The 17,947-nt window shown below is 38.7% G+C and carries 32 protein-coding genes; all 32 read left to right on the top strand.

All coding sequences use genetic code 11. From position 1 onward, the window contains the following. The 32 genes from rpsS to EL17_RS06115 all read left to right on the top strand — a co-directional run bounded on the left by rpsS (position 1) and on the right by EL17_RS06115 (position 17,909). Positions 1 to 279, top strand: a complete 279-nt coding sequence (gene rpsS / locus EL17_RS06265; protein WP_035071512.1) for a 30S ribosomal protein S19 — start codon at positions 1 to 3, stop codon at positions 277 to 279. Between the two features lie 2 nt (positions 280 to 281). Beyond that, complete coding sequence (gene rplV / locus EL17_RS06260) at positions 282 to 671, top strand: 50S ribosomal protein L22 (protein WP_035071510.1); 390 nt, start codon at positions 282 to 284, stop codon at positions 669 to 671. Between the two features lie 9 nt (positions 672 to 680). After that, the gene (gene rpsC / locus EL17_RS06255) at positions 681 to 1,415 is read left to right on the top strand and encodes a 30S ribosomal protein S3 (RefSeq protein WP_035071508.1); all 735 of its coding nucleotides are present in this window, start codon (positions 681 to 683) and stop codon (positions 1,413 to 1,415) included. Between the two features lie 26 nt (positions 1,416 to 1,441). Beyond that, entirely contained in the window at positions 1,442 to 1,864 is a 423-nt protein-coding gene (gene rplP / locus EL17_RS06250) for a 50S ribosomal protein L16 (protein WP_035071506.1), read from the top strand. An 8-nt stretch (positions 1,865 to 1,872) separates the two neighbouring features. Next, positions 1,873 to 2,067, top strand: a complete 195-nt coding sequence (gene rpmC / locus EL17_RS06245) for a 50S ribosomal protein L29 (protein ID WP_035071504.1) — start codon at positions 1,873 to 1,875, stop codon at positions 2,065 to 2,067. Positions 2,068 to 2,074: 7 nt separating this feature from the next. Then, the gene (gene rpsQ, locus EL17_RS06240) at positions 2,075 to 2,338 is read left to right on the top strand and encodes a 30S ribosomal protein S17 (protein WP_035071502.1); all 264 of its coding nucleotides are present in this window, start codon (positions 2,075 to 2,077) and stop codon (positions 2,336 to 2,338) included. Positions 2,339 to 2,340: 2 nt separating this feature from the next. After that, positions 2,341 to 2,709, top strand: a complete 369-nt coding sequence (gene rplN, locus EL17_RS06235) for a 50S ribosomal protein L14 (protein ID WP_035071498.1) — start codon at positions 2,341 to 2,343, stop codon at positions 2,707 to 2,709. Positions 2,710 to 2,711: 2 nt separating this feature from the next. Further along, the gene (gene rplX, locus EL17_RS06230) at positions 2,712 to 3,056 is read left to right on the top strand and encodes a 50S ribosomal protein L24 (RefSeq protein ID WP_035071495.1); all 345 of its coding nucleotides are present in this window, start codon (positions 2,712 to 2,714) and stop codon (positions 3,054 to 3,056) included. Next, entirely contained in the window at positions 3,049 to 3,609 is a 561-nt protein-coding gene (rplE, locus tag EL17_RS06225) for a 50S ribosomal protein L5 (RefSeq protein WP_035071491.1), read from the top strand. Before rplX ends, rplE begins: the two co-directional genes overlap by 8 nt. Before the next feature lie 3 nt (positions 3,610 to 3,612). Beyond that, entirely contained in the window at positions 3,613 to 3,882 is a 270-nt protein-coding gene (gene rpsN, locus EL17_RS06220) for a 30S ribosomal protein S14 (protein WP_035071488.1), read from the top strand. Positions 3,883 to 3,965: 83 nt separating this feature from the next. Then, a complete protein-coding gene (gene rpsH, locus EL17_RS06215; protein ID WP_035071485.1) occupies positions 3,966 to 4,361 on the top strand; it encodes a 30S ribosomal protein S8 in 396 nt (131 codons plus the stop codon). Positions 4,362 to 4,370: 9 nt separating this feature from the next. Further along, positions 4,371 to 4,928: a 50S ribosomal protein L6 gene (rplF, locus tag EL17_RS06210; RefSeq protein ID WP_035071483.1), complete on the top strand. Its 558-nt coding sequence runs from the start codon at positions 4,371 to 4,373 to the stop codon at positions 4,926 to 4,928. Positions 4,929 to 4,935: 7 nt separating this feature from the next. Further along, positions 4,936 to 5,289, top strand: coding sequence for a 50S ribosomal protein L18 (gene rplR / locus EL17_RS06205; RefSeq protein ID WP_035071481.1), 354 nt, complete (start codon positions 4,936 to 4,938; stop codon positions 5,287 to 5,289). Between the two features lie 8 nt (positions 5,290 to 5,297). Continuing rightward, positions 5,298 to 5,816 carry a 30S ribosomal protein S5 gene (gene rpsE, locus EL17_RS06200; protein ID WP_035071479.1) on the top strand — a complete coding sequence of 173 codons (519 nt, stop codon included), beginning with the start codon at positions 5,298 to 5,300 and terminating at the stop codon, positions 5,814 to 5,816. A 4-nt stretch (positions 5,817 to 5,820) separates the two neighbouring features. Further along, positions 5,821 to 6,000 (top strand): 50S ribosomal protein L30, encoded by a 180-nt coding sequence (gene rpmD, locus EL17_RS06195; protein ID WP_035071477.1) that lies wholly within the window; start codon positions 5,821 to 5,823, stop codon positions 5,998 to 6,000. Positions 6,001 to 6,004: 4 nt separating this feature from the next. Next, entirely contained in the window at positions 6,005 to 6,451 is a 447-nt protein-coding gene (gene rplO / locus EL17_RS06190) for a 50S ribosomal protein L15 (protein WP_035071475.1), read from the top strand. Positions 6,452 to 6,453: 2 nt separating this feature from the next. Further along, positions 6,454 to 7,770, top strand: coding sequence for a preprotein translocase subunit SecY (secY, locus tag EL17_RS06185; RefSeq protein ID WP_035071473.1), 1,317 nt, complete (start codon positions 6,454 to 6,456; stop codon positions 7,768 to 7,770). A 3-nt stretch (positions 7,771 to 7,773) separates the two neighbouring features. After that, the gene (map, locus tag EL17_RS06180) at positions 7,774 to 8,547 is read left to right on the top strand and encodes a type I methionyl aminopeptidase (RefSeq protein WP_035071471.1); all 774 of its coding nucleotides are present in this window, start codon (positions 7,774 to 7,776) and stop codon (positions 8,545 to 8,547) included. Between the two features lie 2 nt (positions 8,548 to 8,549). Next, positions 8,550 to 8,768: a translation initiation factor IF-1 gene (gene infA / locus EL17_RS06175; protein ID WP_035071469.1), complete on the top strand. Its 219-nt coding sequence runs from the start codon at positions 8,550 to 8,552 to the stop codon at positions 8,766 to 8,768. A 72-nt stretch (positions 8,769 to 8,840) separates the two neighbouring features. Continuing rightward, the gene (gene rpmJ / locus EL17_RS23045; RefSeq protein WP_009034194.1) at positions 8,841 to 8,957 is read left to right on the top strand and encodes a 50S ribosomal protein L36; all 117 of its coding nucleotides are present in this window, start codon (positions 8,841 to 8,843) and stop codon (positions 8,955 to 8,957) included. Positions 8,958 to 8,961: 4 nt separating this feature from the next. Continuing rightward, positions 8,962 to 9,339, top strand: coding sequence for a 30S ribosomal protein S13 (rpsM, locus tag EL17_RS06170; RefSeq protein ID WP_035071467.1), 378 nt, complete (start codon positions 8,962 to 8,964; stop codon positions 9,337 to 9,339). Between the two features lie 15 nt (positions 9,340 to 9,354). Next, positions 9,355 to 9,753, top strand: coding sequence for a 30S ribosomal protein S11 (rpsK, locus tag EL17_RS06165; RefSeq protein ID WP_035071465.1), 399 nt, complete (start codon positions 9,355 to 9,357; stop codon positions 9,751 to 9,753). 17 nt (positions 9,754 to 9,770) lie between these two features. Then, positions 9,771 to 10,376, top strand: a complete 606-nt coding sequence (gene rpsD, locus EL17_RS06160; RefSeq protein ID WP_035071463.1) for a 30S ribosomal protein S4 — start codon at positions 9,771 to 9,773, stop codon at positions 10,374 to 10,376. 33 nt (positions 10,377 to 10,409) lie between these two features. Then, the gene (locus EL17_RS06155) at positions 10,410 to 11,399 is read left to right on the top strand and encodes a DNA-directed RNA polymerase subunit alpha (protein ID WP_035071462.1); all 990 of its coding nucleotides are present in this window, start codon (positions 10,410 to 10,412) and stop codon (positions 11,397 to 11,399) included. A gap of 6 nt (positions 11,400 to 11,405) precedes the next feature. After that, positions 11,406 to 11,948, top strand: a complete 543-nt coding sequence (gene rplQ / locus EL17_RS06150) for a 50S ribosomal protein L17 (protein ID WP_035071460.1) — start codon at positions 11,406 to 11,408, stop codon at positions 11,946 to 11,948. Positions 11,949 to 12,080: 132 nt separating this feature from the next. Beyond that, complete coding sequence (carA, locus tag EL17_RS06145; protein ID WP_035071458.1) at positions 12,081 to 13,172, top strand: glutamine-hydrolyzing carbamoyl-phosphate synthase small subunit; 1,092 nt, start codon at positions 12,081 to 12,083, stop codon at positions 13,170 to 13,172. Between the two features lie 22 nt (positions 13,173 to 13,194). Further along, the gene (gene eno, locus EL17_RS06140; RefSeq protein WP_035071457.1) at positions 13,195 to 14,472 is read left to right on the top strand and encodes a phosphopyruvate hydratase; all 1,278 of its coding nucleotides are present in this window, start codon (positions 13,195 to 13,197) and stop codon (positions 14,470 to 14,472) included. Between the two features lie 178 nt (positions 14,473 to 14,650). Beyond that, a complete protein-coding gene (locus EL17_RS06135; protein ID WP_035071456.1) occupies positions 14,651 to 14,938 on the top strand; it encodes an FtsB family cell division protein in 288 nt (95 codons plus the stop codon). Next, positions 14,919 to 15,467, top strand: coding sequence for a hypothetical protein (locus tag EL17_RS06130; protein ID WP_035071455.1), 549 nt, complete (start codon positions 14,919 to 14,921; stop codon positions 15,465 to 15,467). Before EL17_RS06135 ends, EL17_RS06130 begins: the two co-directional genes overlap by 20 nt. 12 nt (positions 15,468 to 15,479) lie before the next feature. After that, positions 15,480 to 16,316: a serine O-acetyltransferase EpsC gene (gene epsC, locus EL17_RS06125; RefSeq protein ID WP_035071454.1), complete on the top strand. Its 837-nt coding sequence runs from the start codon at positions 15,480 to 15,482 to the stop codon at positions 16,314 to 16,316. A gap of 8 nt (positions 16,317 to 16,324) precedes the next feature. Beyond that, entirely contained in the window at positions 16,325 to 17,203 is an 879-nt protein-coding gene (cysM, locus tag EL17_RS06120) for a cysteine synthase CysM (RefSeq protein ID WP_035071453.1), read from the top strand. A gap of 70 nt (positions 17,204 to 17,273) precedes the next feature. Then, positions 17,274 to 17,909, top strand: a complete 636-nt coding sequence (locus EL17_RS06115; RefSeq protein WP_035072117.1) for a class I SAM-dependent methyltransferase — start codon at positions 17,274 to 17,276, stop codon at positions 17,907 to 17,909. Positions 17,910 to 17,947 lie beyond the last annotated feature (38 nt).

The following is a 17,947-nucleotide window of genomic DNA, read 5'->3' as shown; positions in this document are numbered from 1 at the left end:
ATGGCGCGTTCATTAAAAAAAGGTCCTTATATAGAACATCACCTGGTGAAGAAAGTGGATACCATGAACGAATCCGGGAAGAAGTCTGTGATCAAGACCTGGTCAAGAAGATCTATGATCTCTCCGGATTTTGTAGGCCATACCTTTGCTGTGCATAATGGTAATAAGTTCATCCCTGTATTCGTAACTGACAACATGGTCGGTCACAAGCTTGGTGAATTTGCTCCTACGAGAAACTTTAGAGGTCACATTGCCAAAAAAGATAAAGGAAAGAGATAATCATGGAAGCAATAGCAAGATTAAATAATGTTCCTACCTCACCTCGTAAGATGCGATTAGTTGCAGACTTGGTTAGAGGAAAAAGAGTAGGACAGGCACTAAGTATATTGAAGTTTACACCTAACCATGGTGCTATCAAATTAGAAAAACTTCTGCTTTCTGCAATAGCCAACTGGCAGGCCAAAAATCCTGACGAAAAACTTGAAGATGCTGATCTAGTGATCAAAACCATTCAGGTGGACGGAGGTCGTATGTTGAAGAGACTGAGACCTGCCCCGCAGGGAAGGGCCCACAGGATTCGTAAGAGATCAAATCATGTGACATTGGTAGTTGATGCAATCAGCACACCTGTTACCGCTGAGGAAGTAGAAACAAAAGAAAAATCTAATTAAGATCATACTATGGGACAAAAAGTAAACCCGATTGGTTTTAGACTTGGAATCGTTAAAGGTTGGGACTCTAACTGGTATGGCGGCAGAGACTTTGCCGACAAGCTATATGAAGACCAAAAGATAAGAAAATATGTATATGCCAGGATCCCTAAAGGAGGCATATCAAAGGTAATAATCGAAAGAACCCTCAAAAGAATCACTCTGACCATCCATACGGCTCGACCAGGAGTGGTAATCGGTAAAGGAGGAGCAGAAGTCGATAAATTAAAAGAAGAGCTTAAAAAGCTTACTGATAAGGACGTACAAATCAATATTTTTGAAATCAAACGTCCTGAACTTGATGCAAAGTTAGTAGGTGAATCTATAGCTCAACAACTTCAAGCACGTATTTCTTTCAGAAGAGCAATGAAACAGTCTATTGCGGCTACTATGAGAGTGGGTGCTGAAGGTATCAAAGTGAAACTTTCGGGTAGACTTGGAGGAGCTGAGATGGCAAGGTCTGAAATGTACAAAGAGGGTAGAATACCACTTCATACACTAAGGGCTGATATCGACTATGCCCTGTCAGAAGCCAATACTATCTACGGTATCATTGGAATCAAAGTCTGGGTCTTCAAAGGTGAAGTGTACGGTAAAAGAGATTTATCTCCAAATGCCGGTGCAGCCAGTGAAGCGAAAGGCAACAGAGGAGGCCAAGGAAACAGCCGAAGAAGAGAAGGCGGTCCTAAAAGAAGAAAGAAATAACTAATTTTCACCCTAAGTGAGAAATCATGTTACAGCCAAGAAGAACTAAATATAGAAAAATGCAGAAGGGCCGTGTCAAAGGCATCGCGCAAAGAGGGCATACGCTTTCTTTCGGAAACTTTGGCATCAAGTCCATGGAGCCAGGATGGATCACTTCCCGTCAAATTGAAGCAGCTCGTATCGCAATGACCCGAGCTATGAAAAGAGAGGGGCAAGTATGGATCAGAATATTCCCTGACAAGCCTATTACCAAAAAACCTGCAGAGGTTCGTATGGGTAAAGGTAAAGGTGCCCCTGAATATTGGGTAGCCGTAATCAAACCGGGAACGATTCTATTCGAAGCCACCGGTGTAAGTTTAGAAGTAGCTCAAGAGGCATTACGCCTTGCACAGCAAAAACTTCCAGTCAGTACAAAATTTGTAGTACGTAGAGATTACGTAGTAGGATAATAGGAACTATGAAAAACTCTGAAATAAAGTCACTCTCCGAGAGTGAGATCACTGAGCGTATTGTAGCTGAGCAGGAAAGTTTGACAAAACTTAATTTCGCTCATGCGATTTCTCCGATAGAGAATCCAAATAAAATAAGAGAGACTAAGAAGTTGATAGCCCGTCTAAAGACTTCTTTGAGAGCAAAACAACTAGCTAAATAAGAATAAGATGGCTACTACTGAGAGAAATCTACGTAAAGAAAGAATAGGAAAAGTAGTCAGCGACAAGATGGACAAGTCCATCACTGTTGCCGTAGAAAGAAGGGTGAAACACCCTATCTATGGTAAATTTGTCGCCAAGACTACCAAGTTTATGGTTCATGACGAGAACAACGAGTGTGGCTCCGGCGACCTTGTAAAAATAAGTGAGACTCGTCCGCTGAGTAAGAACAAACGTTGGAGATTAGTAGAAATTATAGAAAAGGCTAAATAATCATGATACAACAAGAATCCAGATTAGGCGTAGCGGACAATTCAGGTGCTAAAGAAGTGCTTGTTATCCGTGTACTTGGAGGAACCGGGAAGAGATATGCTTCTATAGGTGATAAAGTTGTCGTGACTGTAAAGTCTGCTCTTTCTTCCAGCAATATGAAAAAAGGTACCGTTTCTAAAGCGGTAATTGTCAGAACTAAAAAAGAGATTAGAAGAAAAGACGGATCTTATATCCGCTTTGAAGATAACGCTGCAGTTCTACTTAATAATAACGACGAACCAAGAGGTACTCGTATCTTCGGTCCTGTGGCCAGAGAATTGAGGGAAAGACAGTTTATGAAGATCGTATCCTTGGCACCAGAAGTATTATAATCATGGAAAGAAAACACAACAAGCAACCAAAACTGCATATCAAAACAGGTGATACCGTGAAGGTAATAGCCGGCGATGATAAAGGTAAGACTGGTAAAATACTTTCTGTAAACCGCGAGAAAAAAAGAGCGATTGTAGAAGGATTAAATATGGTAACAAAACATATTAAACCCACTGCTACCAATCCTCAAGGCGGAATCGAAAAGAAAGAAGCAGGAATCCACATTAGTAACCTTATGCTGGTAGATCCAGCCACCGGTGATGCTACCAGAACCGGAAGAAAAGCAGGCGAAAATGGTAAATTAACAAGGTACTCTAAGAAAACTGGGGAGGTGATCAATGGCTAATCCTAGAGCAAAAGAATTGTATATAAGCGAAATCGCTCCTGCTTTAAAGGAGAAATTTCAGTATAAGTCAGTTATGCAGGTGCCTAAGTTGACCAAAATTGTGATCAACAAAGGAATCGGAGCAGCTGTGGCTGATAAAAAACTTGTTGACCAAGGTGTAGAAGAACTTTCTTTGATCACGGGTCAAAAAGCTGTGGCTACCGTAGCCAAAGTTTCTATCTCTAACTTTAAGTTAAGAGAAGGAATGCCTATAGGCGCTAAAGTTACTCTAAGAGGAGACAGAATGTATGAATTTTTGGATCGTTTAGTAGCTGTAGCCCTTCCTAGGGTAAGAGATTTCAAAGGTATCAGTGACAAAGGTTTTGATGGACGCGGTAACTATACATTAGGTGTTACTGAACAGATAATCTTCCCAGAAATCAGCATCGAAAAGGTGAATAAAATCTCTGGCATGGATATCACATTTGTTACTACTGCAGGTACTGACGAAGAGAGCTTAGCTTTATTGAAAGCTTTCGGAATGCCTTTCATTAACAAAAATAAAGAAGAATAAACTATGGCAAGAGAGTCAATAAAAGCTCGTGAGAGAAAAAGAGAACGTCTTGTAGCCAAATACGCGAGCAAGAGAGCCGCTTTGAAAGAAGCTGGAGATTATGAAGCTTTAGATAAGCTTCCTAGAAACTCTTCTCCGGTGAGACTTCACAACAGGTGCAAGCTGACCGGCCGTCCTAAGGGTTATATGAGAAAGTTTGGTATCAACAGAGTTACGTTTAGAGAAATGGCATCTGCAGGTAAAATTCCTGGTGTTACTAAAGCGAGCTGGTAAAAATCAGACAAAAGTTTTTATTTAAAAAATCATTGTGTAACTTTGCACGCCCGAATGGGGTGTGCAGTTAGACTTATATTAATATGACTGATCCAATAGCTGATTATCTAACCAGGTTGAGAAATGCCATCAAGGCTACTCACCGTATCGTTGAGATACCTGCTTCCAACATCAAGAAGGAGATTACAAAAGTACTTCATGACAAAGGATATATTCAAAACTACAAGTTCGAAGACAATGGTCCTCAAGGAACTATCAAAATAGCTTTGAAATATAACCCTACTACGAAGACCAATGCTATAGTACACCTTTCGCGAGTAAGTAAGCCAGGTTTAAGAAAATATGTTAAAAATGATGAGATGCCAAGAGTAATCAATGGTCTAGGTATTGCCATCGTTTCCACATCCAAAGGAGTAATGACCGATAAGGAAGCCCGTACTGAGGGTATAGGTGGAGAAGTACTTTGTTACGTATATTAAAAAACCGTTATGTCTAGAATAGGTAAAAAACCAATAAATATACCAGCGGGTGTTACTGTAGACGTGTCAGCACACAATGTTGTCACTGTTAAAGGTCCCAAAGGTACGTTAAGTCAGGAAATACATCCTGATATGACATTGAAGGTGGAGAATAACGAACTTACTGTTACCAGACCTACTGAATCGAAGAGGCATAAGTCTTTTCATGGATTATACCGCTCATTGATCAATAACATGGTTGTTGGTGTGACTGAAGGTTATAAGAAGGATTTGGAATTAGTAGGGGTAGGTTACAAAGCCACCAATCAGGGTCAAGTATTAGAGCTTGCACTTGGTTATTCGCACAGTATTTACTTTGCCCTTCCTGATGAGATTTCTATTAAAACAGAAACTCCAAAGGGAAAGAATCCTTTAATTACATTGGAGGGAATTGATAAAGAATTAATTGGACAAGTTGCCGCTAAAATCAAATCTCTACGTAAAGTAGAACCATACAAAGGTAAGGGTGTTCGCTTTGTAGGTGAGCAGATTAGACGTAAGGCTGGTAAAACTGCTGCTAAAAAATAATTAAAAGATGGCTTTTAATAAGAATTCAAGAAGACTTAGAATCAAGAAAAGTATCCGTAGAAAAATCAACGGAACTGATTCTAGACCTCGTTTGTCAGTATTTAAGAGCAATACTGGTATATACGCACAATTAGTAGATGATCTTAAGGGTCACACTTTAGTACAGGCTTCTTCAAAAGAACTGGATGCTAGCAAGAAAAACGCTAATATCTCTGTTTCTACTGAAGTAGGTAAGAAACTTGCCGAAAGAGCAGTAGCTAATGGTGTTACGGAAGTCGTATTCGACAGAAGTGGATACTTATATCATGGAAATGTTAAAGCTCTTGCCGATGGTGCAAGAGAAGGTGGCCTTAAATTTTAATAGATATTATGTCCCAAGTTAGAAAAAAGCCCATCAGGGCAACAGATACTGACCTGAAAGAAAAAGTTGTAGCTATCAACCGAGTTGCTAAAGTAGTTAAAGGTGGTAGAAGATTCTCCTTCTCTGCTATAGTAGTAGTAGGGGATGGTAACGGTATTGTGGGATTTGGTCTTGGTAAGGCTAATGAGGTAACGGATGCGATCACTAAAGGTATAGAGGATGCAAAAAAGAGCCTTGTTAAGGTTCCTGTATTGAAAGGTACTATTCCGCATGAACAAATTGGTAAGTTCGGTGGAGGATTGGTATTGATCAAGCCGGCGGCACCAGGAACTGGTGTAATAGCTGGTGGTGCGATGCGTGCAGTTTTGGAGAGTGCTGGTGTAAAAGACGTTTTGGCCAAGTCAAAAGGTTCTTCAAACCCTCATAACGTGGTTAAAGCTACTATCGATGCACTTTCCCAGCTTAGAGATGCTATTGCTGTATCACAGCAGCGAGGAGTTAAATTATCTAAAGTATTTAACGGTTAAGAACATGGCTAAGGTAAAAGTAACGCAAGTTAGAAGCACAATAGATAAACCAAAGGACCAAAAAGCTACAATCGTAGCTTTAGGGCTTGGCAAAATGAACAGAACTGTAGAGGTAGAAAATACCCCTCAGATAGCTGGAATGATAAGAAAAGTAAGTCACCTTGTAAAAGTGGAGGAAGCTTAATATTATGAAATTACATACATTAAAACCTGCTGAAGGTTCTGTAAAAAATCGTAAAAGAATCGGTCGTGGTACTGGGTCCGGAAGAGGTGGTACGTCTACCAGAGGACATAAAGGTGCTAAATCTAGATCTGGTTATAAGAGCAAATTAGGTTTTGAAGGTGGTCAAATGCCACTTCAAAGAAGAGTACCTAAGTTTGGTTTCAAAAGTCTAAACAGGATCGAGTGCAAGCCTATCAATTTAAATTCTCTACAAGAATTAGCTGAAAAGCTTAATGTTGAGGAAATTACATTTGATGTTTTGGTAGAAAATGGCTTGGTCTCCAAAAAAGATGTTGTAAAAGTCCTTGGAAGAGGCGAACTTACATCGAAATTAAGTGTAAGTGCTCATCATTTCTCAGCTTCCGCTGCCGAGGCTATTGAAAAAGTTGGCGGAACTGTTAACAAGATTTAATAATGAAAAAGTTTATTTCAACAGTTAGGAATATCTTCTCAATCGAAGATCTTAGAATTAGAATCCTTAATACATTGGGGTTTCTGATAGTTTTCAGATTGGGTTCCTTTATAGTATTACCGGGAGTAGATCCCAGTAAACTTTTAGGACCATCTGATGGCATTTTCGGATTGATAGATACTTTCCTTGGGGGTGCCTTTAGTAATGCCTCTATATTTGGATTAGGTATTATGCCTTATATTTCGGCATCTATCGTCCTGCAATTATTAACTGTTGGAGTGCCTTACTTCCAAAAACTTCAAAAAGAAGGGGAGTCTGGTAGAAAACGAATTAATCAGATTACCCGAATATTGACTATTTTGATTACTATAGCACAGGGTATAGGCTATGTTTCTGCCACTATACCTAATGAAGCTATAATGGTCAGTAAGCCCTTATTCATGTTCAGTTCCTTAGTGTTATTATCCGCAGGTACTATGTTTTGCATGTGGCTCGGTGAAAAAATTACAGAAAAAGGAATTGGTAACGGTATATCTATGTTGATCATGATCGGTATCATTTCCAGGTTCCCTGGAGCGATCATAGCAGAAGGCCTTTCTAGGGGTTCTGCAGGTTTGTTGCTTTTGATTATTGAGGCTGCTGTATTGTTCTTCGTAGTAGTGGGGGTAGTTGCCCTTACGGAGGCTACCAGAAGAATACCGGTACAATATGCAAAACAGGTTGTAGGAGGTAAGGTCTATGGTGGACAAAGGCAGTATATACCAATAAAAGTGAATGCTTCAGGTGTAATGCCTATCATCTTTGCCCAGTCCTTGATGTTTCTTCCTGCTCTTATAGCACAGATATGGTCAGAAGATAGTGATGTGGCCAATTATATAGGCAGTACTTTCAGTGACTTTACGTCTTGGCAGTATAATCTGGTATTTGCGGTTATGATCATTCTTTTCACCTTCTTTTATACTGCTATCACGGTAAATCCTGAACAGATAGCTGAAGATATGAAGAGGAATGGCGGTTTTGTTCCTGGTATCAAACCAGGTGCACCTACATCCGAATTCATAGATAATATCATATCAAGAATTACTTTGCCTGGATCAATTCTTCTTGCACTAGTAGCTATTCTTCCTGCATTTGCCATGATGGCTGGTGTGGGGGTGGAGTTTGCCCAGTTTTACGGTGGTACATCTCTTTTGATCATGGTAGGTGTGATTATGGATACATTACGTCAAATAGAAAGTTACTTATTGATGAGGCACTATGAAGGTATGATGAAGAGTGGAAACATTAAAAACAATCCATCTAATTACGCCGTAGCATAAAATATGATACATTACAAGACTTCTGATGAAGTCCAGTTAATAAAAAATAGTGCTGAAATATTAGGCAAAGCTCACGGAGAAGTAGCCAAACATGTAAAAGAAGGGGTAAAGACCTCTTACTTAGATAAAATAGCGGAGGAATTCATTAGAGATCATCAAGGTGTTCCCACGTTTAAAGGATATAATGGATTTCCAGCCTCGCTCTGTATTTCCGTGAATGAAGTTGTCGTTCATGGTTTTCCAAGTGGGTATGTTTTGAAAGATGGCGATATAATCTCAATAGATTGTGGAGTCTTTCACCAAGGTTTTCATAGCGATTGCGCTTATACTTACCCTGTCGGTGAAGTTTCCCCTCAAGTATTGTCTCTTCTCAAAACCACCAAGGAATCCCTTTATCTTGGTATTGAACAAGCTGTCTTCGGTAATCGCATAGGTGATATTGGTCACGCTATCCAAAAATTTGTGGAAGCAAAAGGATATACTATAGTGAGAGAACTTGTCGGACATGGGCTAGGCAAAAGTCTCCATGAAGCTCCCGAGGTTCCTAATTACGGTAAAAAAGGAAGTGGTCAAAAGCTAAATGACGGTGTAGTCATAGCTATAGAACCGATGGTCAATTTAGGAACCAGAAATGTGGTACAGGAACGGGATGGGTGGACCATAAGAACTGCCGATCGCAAACCTTCCGCACATTATGAACACACTATTGCGATATTTGAAGACCGGACTGAAATATTAACGACACATCAGTACATAGAAGAAAATTTTAAATTCTAAATATGGCTAAACAGACCTCTATTGAACAAGACGGTACTATTGTAGAAGCATTGTCTAACGCAATGTTTAAAGTGGAACTGGAAAATGGTCATCAATTGATCGCCCATATATCCGGTAAAATGAGAATGAACTATATAAAGATCCTGCCAGGTGATAGAGTAAAGTTGGAGATGTCTCCTTATGATCTTTCAAAAGGTAGAATTGTATATCGTTATAAATAAACTATCATGAAAACCCTCTATGAAACTGGATATCTTCAGTACGACAGGGGGAATTGATTAAATAACACGGACATGAAAGTAAAGGCATCTATTAAGAAGAGAAGTGTTGACTGTAAAGTAATCAGAAGAAAAGGTAAGCTTTACGTGATCAACAAGAAGAATCCTAAGTTTAAACAAAGACAAGGTTAATATTATGGCAAGAATTGCAGGTGTTGACATTCCAGACAACAAGCGCGGAGAAATCGGCTTGACCTATATTTTCGGTATAGGCAGAAGTGCTGCTAAAGCTATTTTAGCTAAGGCTGGTATATCAGTAGATAAAAAAGCAGGTGAGTGGGATGATGATGAGTCTACCGCGATCAGAAATATAATCGCTGAAGAATTCAGAACAGAAGGTGTTTTGAAATCAGAAGTTCAACTTAACATCAAGCGATTGATGGACATTGGTTGTTATAGAGGTCTTAGACACAGAAAAGGTCTTCCTTTGAGAGGTCAAAAGACTAAAAATAACGCTAGAACTAGAAAAGGTAAGAGAAAGACTGTTGCTAACAAGAAAAAAGCAACTAAATAAATCTTGATTTAGATTATGGCTCAGAAAAGAAACGATAAAGCTAAAGGTAAAAAAAGGGTTGTTAAAGTAGAAGCGATAGGCCAGGCGCATATCAAAGCTTCCTTCAACAATATCATAATCTCCATTACCAATAATTCAGGTCAGGTGATTTCATGGGCATCTGCCGGTAAGATGGGCTTCAGGGGTTCTAAAAAGAATACTCCCTATGCCGCCCAAATGGCCGCTCAGAACTGTGGACAAGTTGCTTATGATTTAGGATTGAGAAAAGTAGAGGTATTTGTAAAAGGTCCAGGATCAGGTAGGGAATCTGCGATCCGTACTTTGCAGAATGTAGGTCTTGATGTAACTACGATCATTGATGTGACACCACTTCCGCATAACGGATGTCGTCCTCCAAAACGTAGAAGAGTTTAATATTAACGAGATAAAGAATGGCTAGATATAGAGGTCCAAAAGCAAAGATTGCTAGAAAATTCGGTGAGCCCATCGAAGGACAGAGCAAAGCACTTCAAAAGAAAAACTATCCTCCTGGAATGCATGGCAGAGGTAGAAGGAAAAAACAGTCTGAATATGCTATTCAGTTGATGGAAAAGCAAAAAGCTAAATACATCTACGGAGTATTAGAAAGACAGTTTGCAAAAATGTTCGGCATTGCTTCTAGAAAGCAAGGGATCACTGGTGAGAATCTTCTCCAATTATTGGAAGGCAGATTAGATAATACAGTATATAGACTGGGAATTTCTCCTACCCGGAGAGGGGCCAGACAGCTTGTGTCCCATAAGCATATCTTAGTAAATGGAGAAATTGTAAATATTCCTTCATATACCCTTAAGCCAGGTGATGTAGTGGCAGTAAGAGAGAGATCAAAATCTCTTGAAGCGATCACTGAAAGTCTTTCAGGTAAAGCACAAAATCGCTATCCTTGGTTAGAGTGGGATGGTAATTCATTTTCAGGTAAGTTCGTAAGTGTTCCTACTAGGGACGATATTCCAGAGAATATCAAAGAACAACTTATCGTTGAACTTTACTCTAAGTAATAAATAACTTCTGACTTAAAAGAACTATAAGATATGTCCATACTAGCATTTCAAATGCCCGAAAAAGTGGTAATGGAAAAAGCTGATGATTTTCACGGCCTATTTACTTTCAAACCACTTGAGAGAGGTTATGGAGTTACTATTGGTAATGCGTTGAGGAGAATTTTGCTTTCTTCATTGGAAGGTTATGCCATTACATCAGTGAAGTTACCTGGTGTGGTGCATGAGTTTTCTACCCTTGAAGGTGTTGTGGAAGACGTTACTGATATAATTCTTAATCTGAAACAAGTAAGATTTAAGAAGTTGCATGAATCTATCGATGGTAAGATTACGATCGAAGTCAAAAATCAGGACGTATTTACTGCCGGAGATATCGCCAAGTTCACCTCTTCCTTTGAGGTATTAAATCCTGAATTGGTAATCTGCCACTTGGATAGTACGAAGAGTTTTGAAATTGAATTAACAGTGGAGAAAGGTAGAGGTTACCTACCAGCTGAAGAATCTAAACCTAAAGAGCAGGTTTTCGGTGTGATTCCTATTGATGCTATCTTTACACCTATCAAAAATGTAAAGTACAGCGTTGAGAATACTCGGGTAGAGCAAAAAACCGACTTCGAGAAACTTATCCTTGAAGTTTCTACCGATGGATCCATTCACCCGGAAAAAGCACTTCAGGAATCAGCAAAAATATTGATCCAACATTTTATGTTATTCTCTGACCAAACTATGGTCTTAGAGGATGTAAATATGAATCAGGCTGAACCGATCGATGAGGAATTCCTTCATATGCGAAAGCTATTGAAGACTTCTTTAGGAGATCTAGATCTTTCAGTAAGAGCATTTAACTGTCTTAAGGCAGCTGATGTTAAAACCCTAGGCGATCTTGCCAGACTTGAGATTTCCGACATGATGAAATTCAGAAACTTTGGTAAGAAATCTTTAGCTGAATTAGAACAATTGATTCAAGATAAAGGATTGACCTTCGGGATGGATTTATCTAAGTATAAACTTGATGAAGAATAATAAACGATGAGACACGGTAAGAAATTTAATCACCTTGGCAGGACAGCCTCACATCGTAAAGCAATGCTTTCGAATATGGCTTCTTCCCTGATTCTTCACAAGCGTATTTCTACTACGCTTGCAAAAGCTAAGGAATTGAAAAAACATGTAGAACCTCTTGTTACAAGAGCGAAAGAAGATACTACGCACAACAGAAGGATTGCCTTCTCTTTCCTTCAGAGCAAGGAAGCTATCAAAACGCTTTTTGGAGAAATCTCTGAAAAAGTTGCGACAAGACCCGGAGGATATACCAGAATTATCAAAACAGGATTCCGTCTTGGTGATAATGCTGAAATGTGTATCATTGAGCTAGTAGACTTTAATGAATTGATGCTTAAAGATGCTAAACCTGCTAAGAAAACTACTCGTAGAAGTAGAAGAGGCGGTGCTTCTAAAGCTGAAGGTACCCAAGAAGCTGAAGCTAAAGAATCTAAAGCTCCAGAAGCTTCATCAGAAGAAAAACCTTCTGAAGAGAATAATGAATCAAAGGATGAAAATAAAGGCGAATAACATATGCCTTATTAACATTTATATAAAGGGATTGGACAATTGTTCAATCCCTTTTTTTATATCCTTTAAATATATGCTTAACACTTCCGCATAAATTTGTTAAATTTGAATATCCAGATTTAAAATTCCATAATGAACAAACAAAAAGCAACATTACTTCTAGCAGATGGTACTGCTTACCATGGCACTCTTATAGGAAAACCCGGGACTAATGGGGGAGAAATATGTTTTAACACCGGGATGACCGGTTATCAGGAAATTTATACAGATCCTTCATATACAGGACAAATTATAGTAAATACCACTCCCCATATAGGTAACTATGGGGTTATAGATACAGAAGTGGAATCCGAGACCGCTTTGATTTCCGGTATTGTGGTAGGTAGTTTTTCTGAGATCCATAGTAGGATAGACGCTACCTCCACCCTGCAGGAATATTTGGAACAGAATAATGTAACCGGAATAGCAGATATTGATACCAGGAAGCTGGTCAGACATATCCGGTCCAAAGGAGCTATGAATGCAATCATCAGTTCTGAATATGATGACATAGCCGACTTACAAAGGGAATTGGATAAAGTGCCGGATATGGCCGGATTGGAACTTTCTTCCCAGGTGTCTACTAAGGAACCTTTTTATTACGGTGATGAGAAAGCTACAGTTAAAATAGCATGTCTAGACTTTGGGTTTAAACTTAATATTTTAAGAAACCTTGCGGATAGAGGAGTATACTGTAAAGTGTTTCCTGCAAAGACATCTGCAGCTGAAATGGAAGAATGGAATCCTGATGCCTATTTTCTTTCAAATGGCCCTGGTGATCCTGCTGTAATGGATTACGCAGTAGATACTGTGAAAGAGATTTTGGCATTGAACAAGCCGTTATTTGGCATCTGCCTGGGAGTACAGCTTCTTGCCAGAGCCTGTGGCATAGGTACTTATAAAATGCACCATGGCCATAGGGGGTTAAACCATCCTATAAAAAACCTACAGACAGGTAAAAGTGAAATCACCTCACAAAATCACGGTTTTAATGTTACCAAAGAAGATGTAGAGAATCACCCTGATGTAGAGATTACCCATATTCATTTAAATGACGGTACTGTGGCTGGTATTAAGCATACCTCTAAACCTGCCTTTGCTGTCCAATATCACCCTGAATCGTCTCCAGGGCCTCATGATTCCAGGTATTTGTTTGACGATTTTTTGGCTATGATTCCTAATTGAACCATTAAACCTTTTATAAATTATGACTTTAATACAACAGATTCACGCAAGACAGATTTTAGATTCCCGTGGCAACCCTACTATAGAAGTAGATGTGGTCACCGAAAATGGCGCCTTTGGAAGAGCAGCAGTACCCAGTGGTGCTTCTACCGGTGTGCATGAAGCAGTGGAGTTAAGAGATGACGACAAAGATGTTTATATGGGCAAAGGCGTCCTTAAGGCAGTGGCCAATGTAAATGATAAATTAGCTTCTGAATTATCCGGTTTTGATGTTTTTGAACAAAATCTTATTGATCAGATTATGATCGATATGGATGGAACCAAAAATAAATCCAAATTAGGAGCAAATGCCATTTTAGGTGTTTCTTTGGCAGTGGCTAAAGCAGCAGCTATGGAAGCAGGTCAGCCTCTATACCGATATATAGGCGGAGTAAGTGCCAATACGCTACCCGTACCTATGATGAATATATTAAATGGCGGTTCCCATGCTGACAATGCCATTGATTTTCAGGAATTCATGGTAATGCCTACCGGGGCGTCTTCTTTCTCTGAAGCGCTAAGAATGGGAACACAGATTTTCCATCACTTAAAATCTGTTTTGAAATCCAAAGGTCTTTCTACCAATGTGGGTGATGAAGGTGGTTTTGCTCCTAATATTAGATCTAATGTAGAGGCTATAGAGGTAGTACTTCAGGCCATCGAAAAGGCAGGGTATAGGCCTGGGGAAGATGTTTTCATTGCTATGGATGCTGCAGCTTCTGAATTCTATGATGAAGAAAGGGGCCTTTATGTATTCAAAAAATCCACAGGTGATGAATTGACATCTCAGCAGATGTCAGATTATTGGACTGATTGGGTGAATAAATACCCTATCATTTCTATTGAGGACGGAATGCATGAAGATGACTGGGCAGGCTGGAAACTGACTACTGAGGCTGTCGGTGATAAAATTCAAATTGTAGGTGATGACCTTTTTGTGACCAATGTAGAGCGTCTACAGAAAGGTATCGATCAAAAAATAGCTAATGCACTATTGGTTAAAGTAAACCAAATAGGGTCTCTGACTGAGACCATTAAGGCTGTAGACCTATGTCATAGAAATGGATACAAGTCTGTGATGTCTCATAGATCAGGTGAAACAGAAGATTCTACTATAGCAGATCTAGCTGTAGCATTAAATACAGGACAGATCAAAACTGGTTCTGCCTCTAGATCAGACAGGATGGCAAAATATAACCAATTATTAAGAATAGAAGAGCAACTAGGTGAAATGGCTTATTTCCCTGGAAAAAAATTCTGATAAAGTGATATGATATTTTTAAAAGGCAGCTTTACAGCTGCCTTTTTTCGTTATTGTATAACCAACTGTAAGAATTCAACGTTGTAAAATTATCACCTGTTTACATTTTCCCCCTTTATAAAGTTCTGTGCCTCTTAAATTTTATTTCTATATTTACCAAAAAAAAATAAGTAGTGGTATGAATAAATATCTGAAATACACTAAGAATTTTTATTTTGTATTTACATTCCTTTTTATAGGATGGATGCTGTTTATAGATACTAATGATATCGTGAGTCAATTTACGCTCCAATCAAAGTTAAGAGACTTAGAAAGGCAAAAGGAGTACTATGAAATAAGGAAAGAAAAAATTAAAGCAGAAAGGGAGGAATTATTGAGTAATTACGAACTCCTAGAAAAATTTGCCCGAGAAAGATATTTGATGAAACGTAAAACAGAAGATTTGTATGTTATTGTTCAAGAATAAAACTTTATTATATATATTTCTTATACTTATAATATTCATTTCTTTTGAAAGTAATGCTCAAAGATTTATAGATCCTGAGGAGAACCCACCCCTAAAAGAAAGGATGTATTATGGAGGTAATTTTAGTCTGCAGTTTGGAAGTGTAACATTTATAGACATATCACCACTGGCCGGAGTAATGATTACAGATAGGTACTCTGCGGGTTTGGGAGCTACGTATCAATATATAAATTGGAGATATCTAAATACAGGCGGTAGAAGCGTCTATGGGGGTAGGATCTTTAATAGGTATAATATTACTCAAAACTTTTTTGCCCATGCAGAGTTTGAAAGCTTAAATGCTACTTATGAATTTAATCAAGAATTGAGGAAGGAATGGATACCTAGTACATTTGTAGGCGGAGGGTATTTTTCTCCTGCTGGCACTAGGGGAGGTTTTAATATTATGTTTCTTTATAACTTGATGTATGATAATATCCGATCCCCCTATAATGAACCATATGTCATAAGGGTGGGTTTTGTCTTTTAATACTGGATCTAAATGAAAGATTTGACATCAAAAATTTATGAAGCGCATAAGCACTGTCCAAAAGGTCCTTCAACAAAGTTAATTCATACCTTTTTTGAAGATTTGTTGGGATTTATGTTTCCTGAGTATGCTAATCGCCCCTTAAATGATTTGCACCAAGTCAGAGACCAGTATGAGGTATTGAAGCGGAGTCTTTTTGAAATCCTTGAAAACAATCCACAACTTCATAGATTCAGTGTAAATTATATTACAGATAGATTTTTTGATGAATTAAATGAAGTTTATGATACGATACATGAGGATGTAGAAGCCATGTTTTGCGGAGATCCTGCTGCTAGATCAAAAACAGAAATTATAAGAAGTTATCCGGGGTTTTTGGCCATAGCTGCATACAGAATCGCCCATATGCTACATTCAGAGGGAGTTTCCTTGATTCCTAGAATGCTGACAGAAATCGCCCATACCCGTACAGGTATAGATATACATCCAGGTGCTAAAATTGGTCGAAGGTTCTGTATCGACCATGGTACAGGTGTGGTCATAGGGGAAACTACCGTTATAGGCAATGATGTAAAGGTGTACCAGGGGGTGACTTTAGGAGCTCTCAGCGTAGACAAGGCTGATGCAGATGCCAAGAGGCATCCTACTATAGAAGATCAAGTAGTGATCTATGCTGGAGCCACCATATTAGGAGGAAATACTACCATTGGTACACGCAGTATCATAGGAGGCAATGTATGGCTTACTAGAAGCATACCCGCTGATTCCAAAATATACTATCAGTCTAAAATGTATAATGCCAACGCGGATACCACAGACCTTTATATTCTTAAAAGTGGATCCATATAATCTATCCTATGAAACTATTTGAATTAATAGGCAATACACCTATGGTGGAACTGCAACATATACCTTTAAAACCTGCAGTCAAGATTTTTTGCAAACTGGAAGGACAGAATCCTGGCGGTAGTGTCAAAGATAGGGCTGCCTTCAATATGATCAAAAACGCACTGGAAAGAGGTGATATTAAAAAGGGGGACCATTTGGTGGAAGCGACTTCCGGAAATACTGGCATTGCATTGGCTATGGTAGCTAATTTATTAGGTGTAAACATGACTTTGGTTATGCCTGATAATAGCACTAAAGAACGCATACTATCTATGGAGGCTTATGGTGCTCAAGTAATACTCACACCTGCTGATAAAACAATAGAATATTCCAGGTCTTTAGCGGAAGAAATGGCTGAAAGTGGCCAATATTTTATGCTGAATCAGTTTGCGAATTCTGATAACTATATGTCTCATTATCACAGCACCGGTCCGGAAATATTTAAAGATACTGAGGGAAAGATCACTCATTTTGTCTCAGCTATGGGAACTACAGGTACGATTATGGGGGTATCCAAATATCTTAAAGAACAAAATGTAGATATTCAAATCGTAGGAACACAACCTACTGATGGTTCCAGTATTCCTGGTATCCGAAGATGGTCGGAAGCTTTTCTTCCCAAGATTTTTGATCCATCTAGAGTGGATAGGGTAATAGATGTCAGCCAAGAAGACGCCACGCATATGACCAGGAGATTGGCTAAAGAAGAAGGTATTCTGGCAGGAATGAGCAGTGGAGGAGCCCTGCAGGCTGCTTTAAAGATAGCAGATGAAATAGAAGAAGGTGTAATTGTCTGTATAACCTGTGACAGGGGCGATCGGTATTTAAGTTCAGATCTTTTTGGATAGCATCCATTCATGGTCTCATGACTGGAAAAAGTATATTAAAGCAGATTTTTTTACAATAAATGTATTTTCTATGAATCCGGATTTCTATAAAATAGTAAAGCATTATGAAGATTGTTTTGAGAAATATGGCGATTCACACTTAGGAGTGGACTGGCCTAAATATGAAGATGTAGATAAACGCTATAATGTGATGGTGGATTTAATTCGTTTGGATGTACCATCATCTCTGGAAGCTACTTTACTGGATTTTGGATGTGGAACGGCCCAGCTTTACTCCTATATATTAGATAATGGTGTTTCAAATATAAAATATTCAGGATTGGATATTTCTGAAAAGTTTGTTAATCATTGTCGATCTAAATTTCAACAAAATGAATTCTTTCTTTGCGATATTTTAGATGATAACTGTCAACTCCCTTTATTTGACTACTGGGTTATGAATGGTGTTTTTACAGAAAAGAGAGAACTCACTTTTGATGAAATGTGGGATTATTTTAAGAAGATGGTTATAAAGGCCTTTAGCTTAACCAAAAGAGGGATAGCTTTTAATCTCATGTCTAAAAACGTAGATTGGGAGCGGGAAGATCTATTCCATGTATCATTAGATCAGCTTTCAGCATTTTTGTGCGAAGAAGTTTCCCGTGATTTTATAATACGTAATGATTATGGATTATATGAATATACTACATACCTATACAAAAAGTAGGTATATAATGTTGCCCACCCCCTAAATTTTCTCCGGTG

Source organism: Anditalea andensis (assembly GCF_000714815.1).
In the GTDB taxonomy this organism is placed as follows: Bacteria; Bacteroidota; Bacteroidia; order Cytophagales; family Cyclobacteriaceae; genus Anditalea; species Anditalea andensis.
Note: the sequence above shows the minus strand (reverse complement) of the source record. Positions and strands in the feature narration are given on the sequence as shown.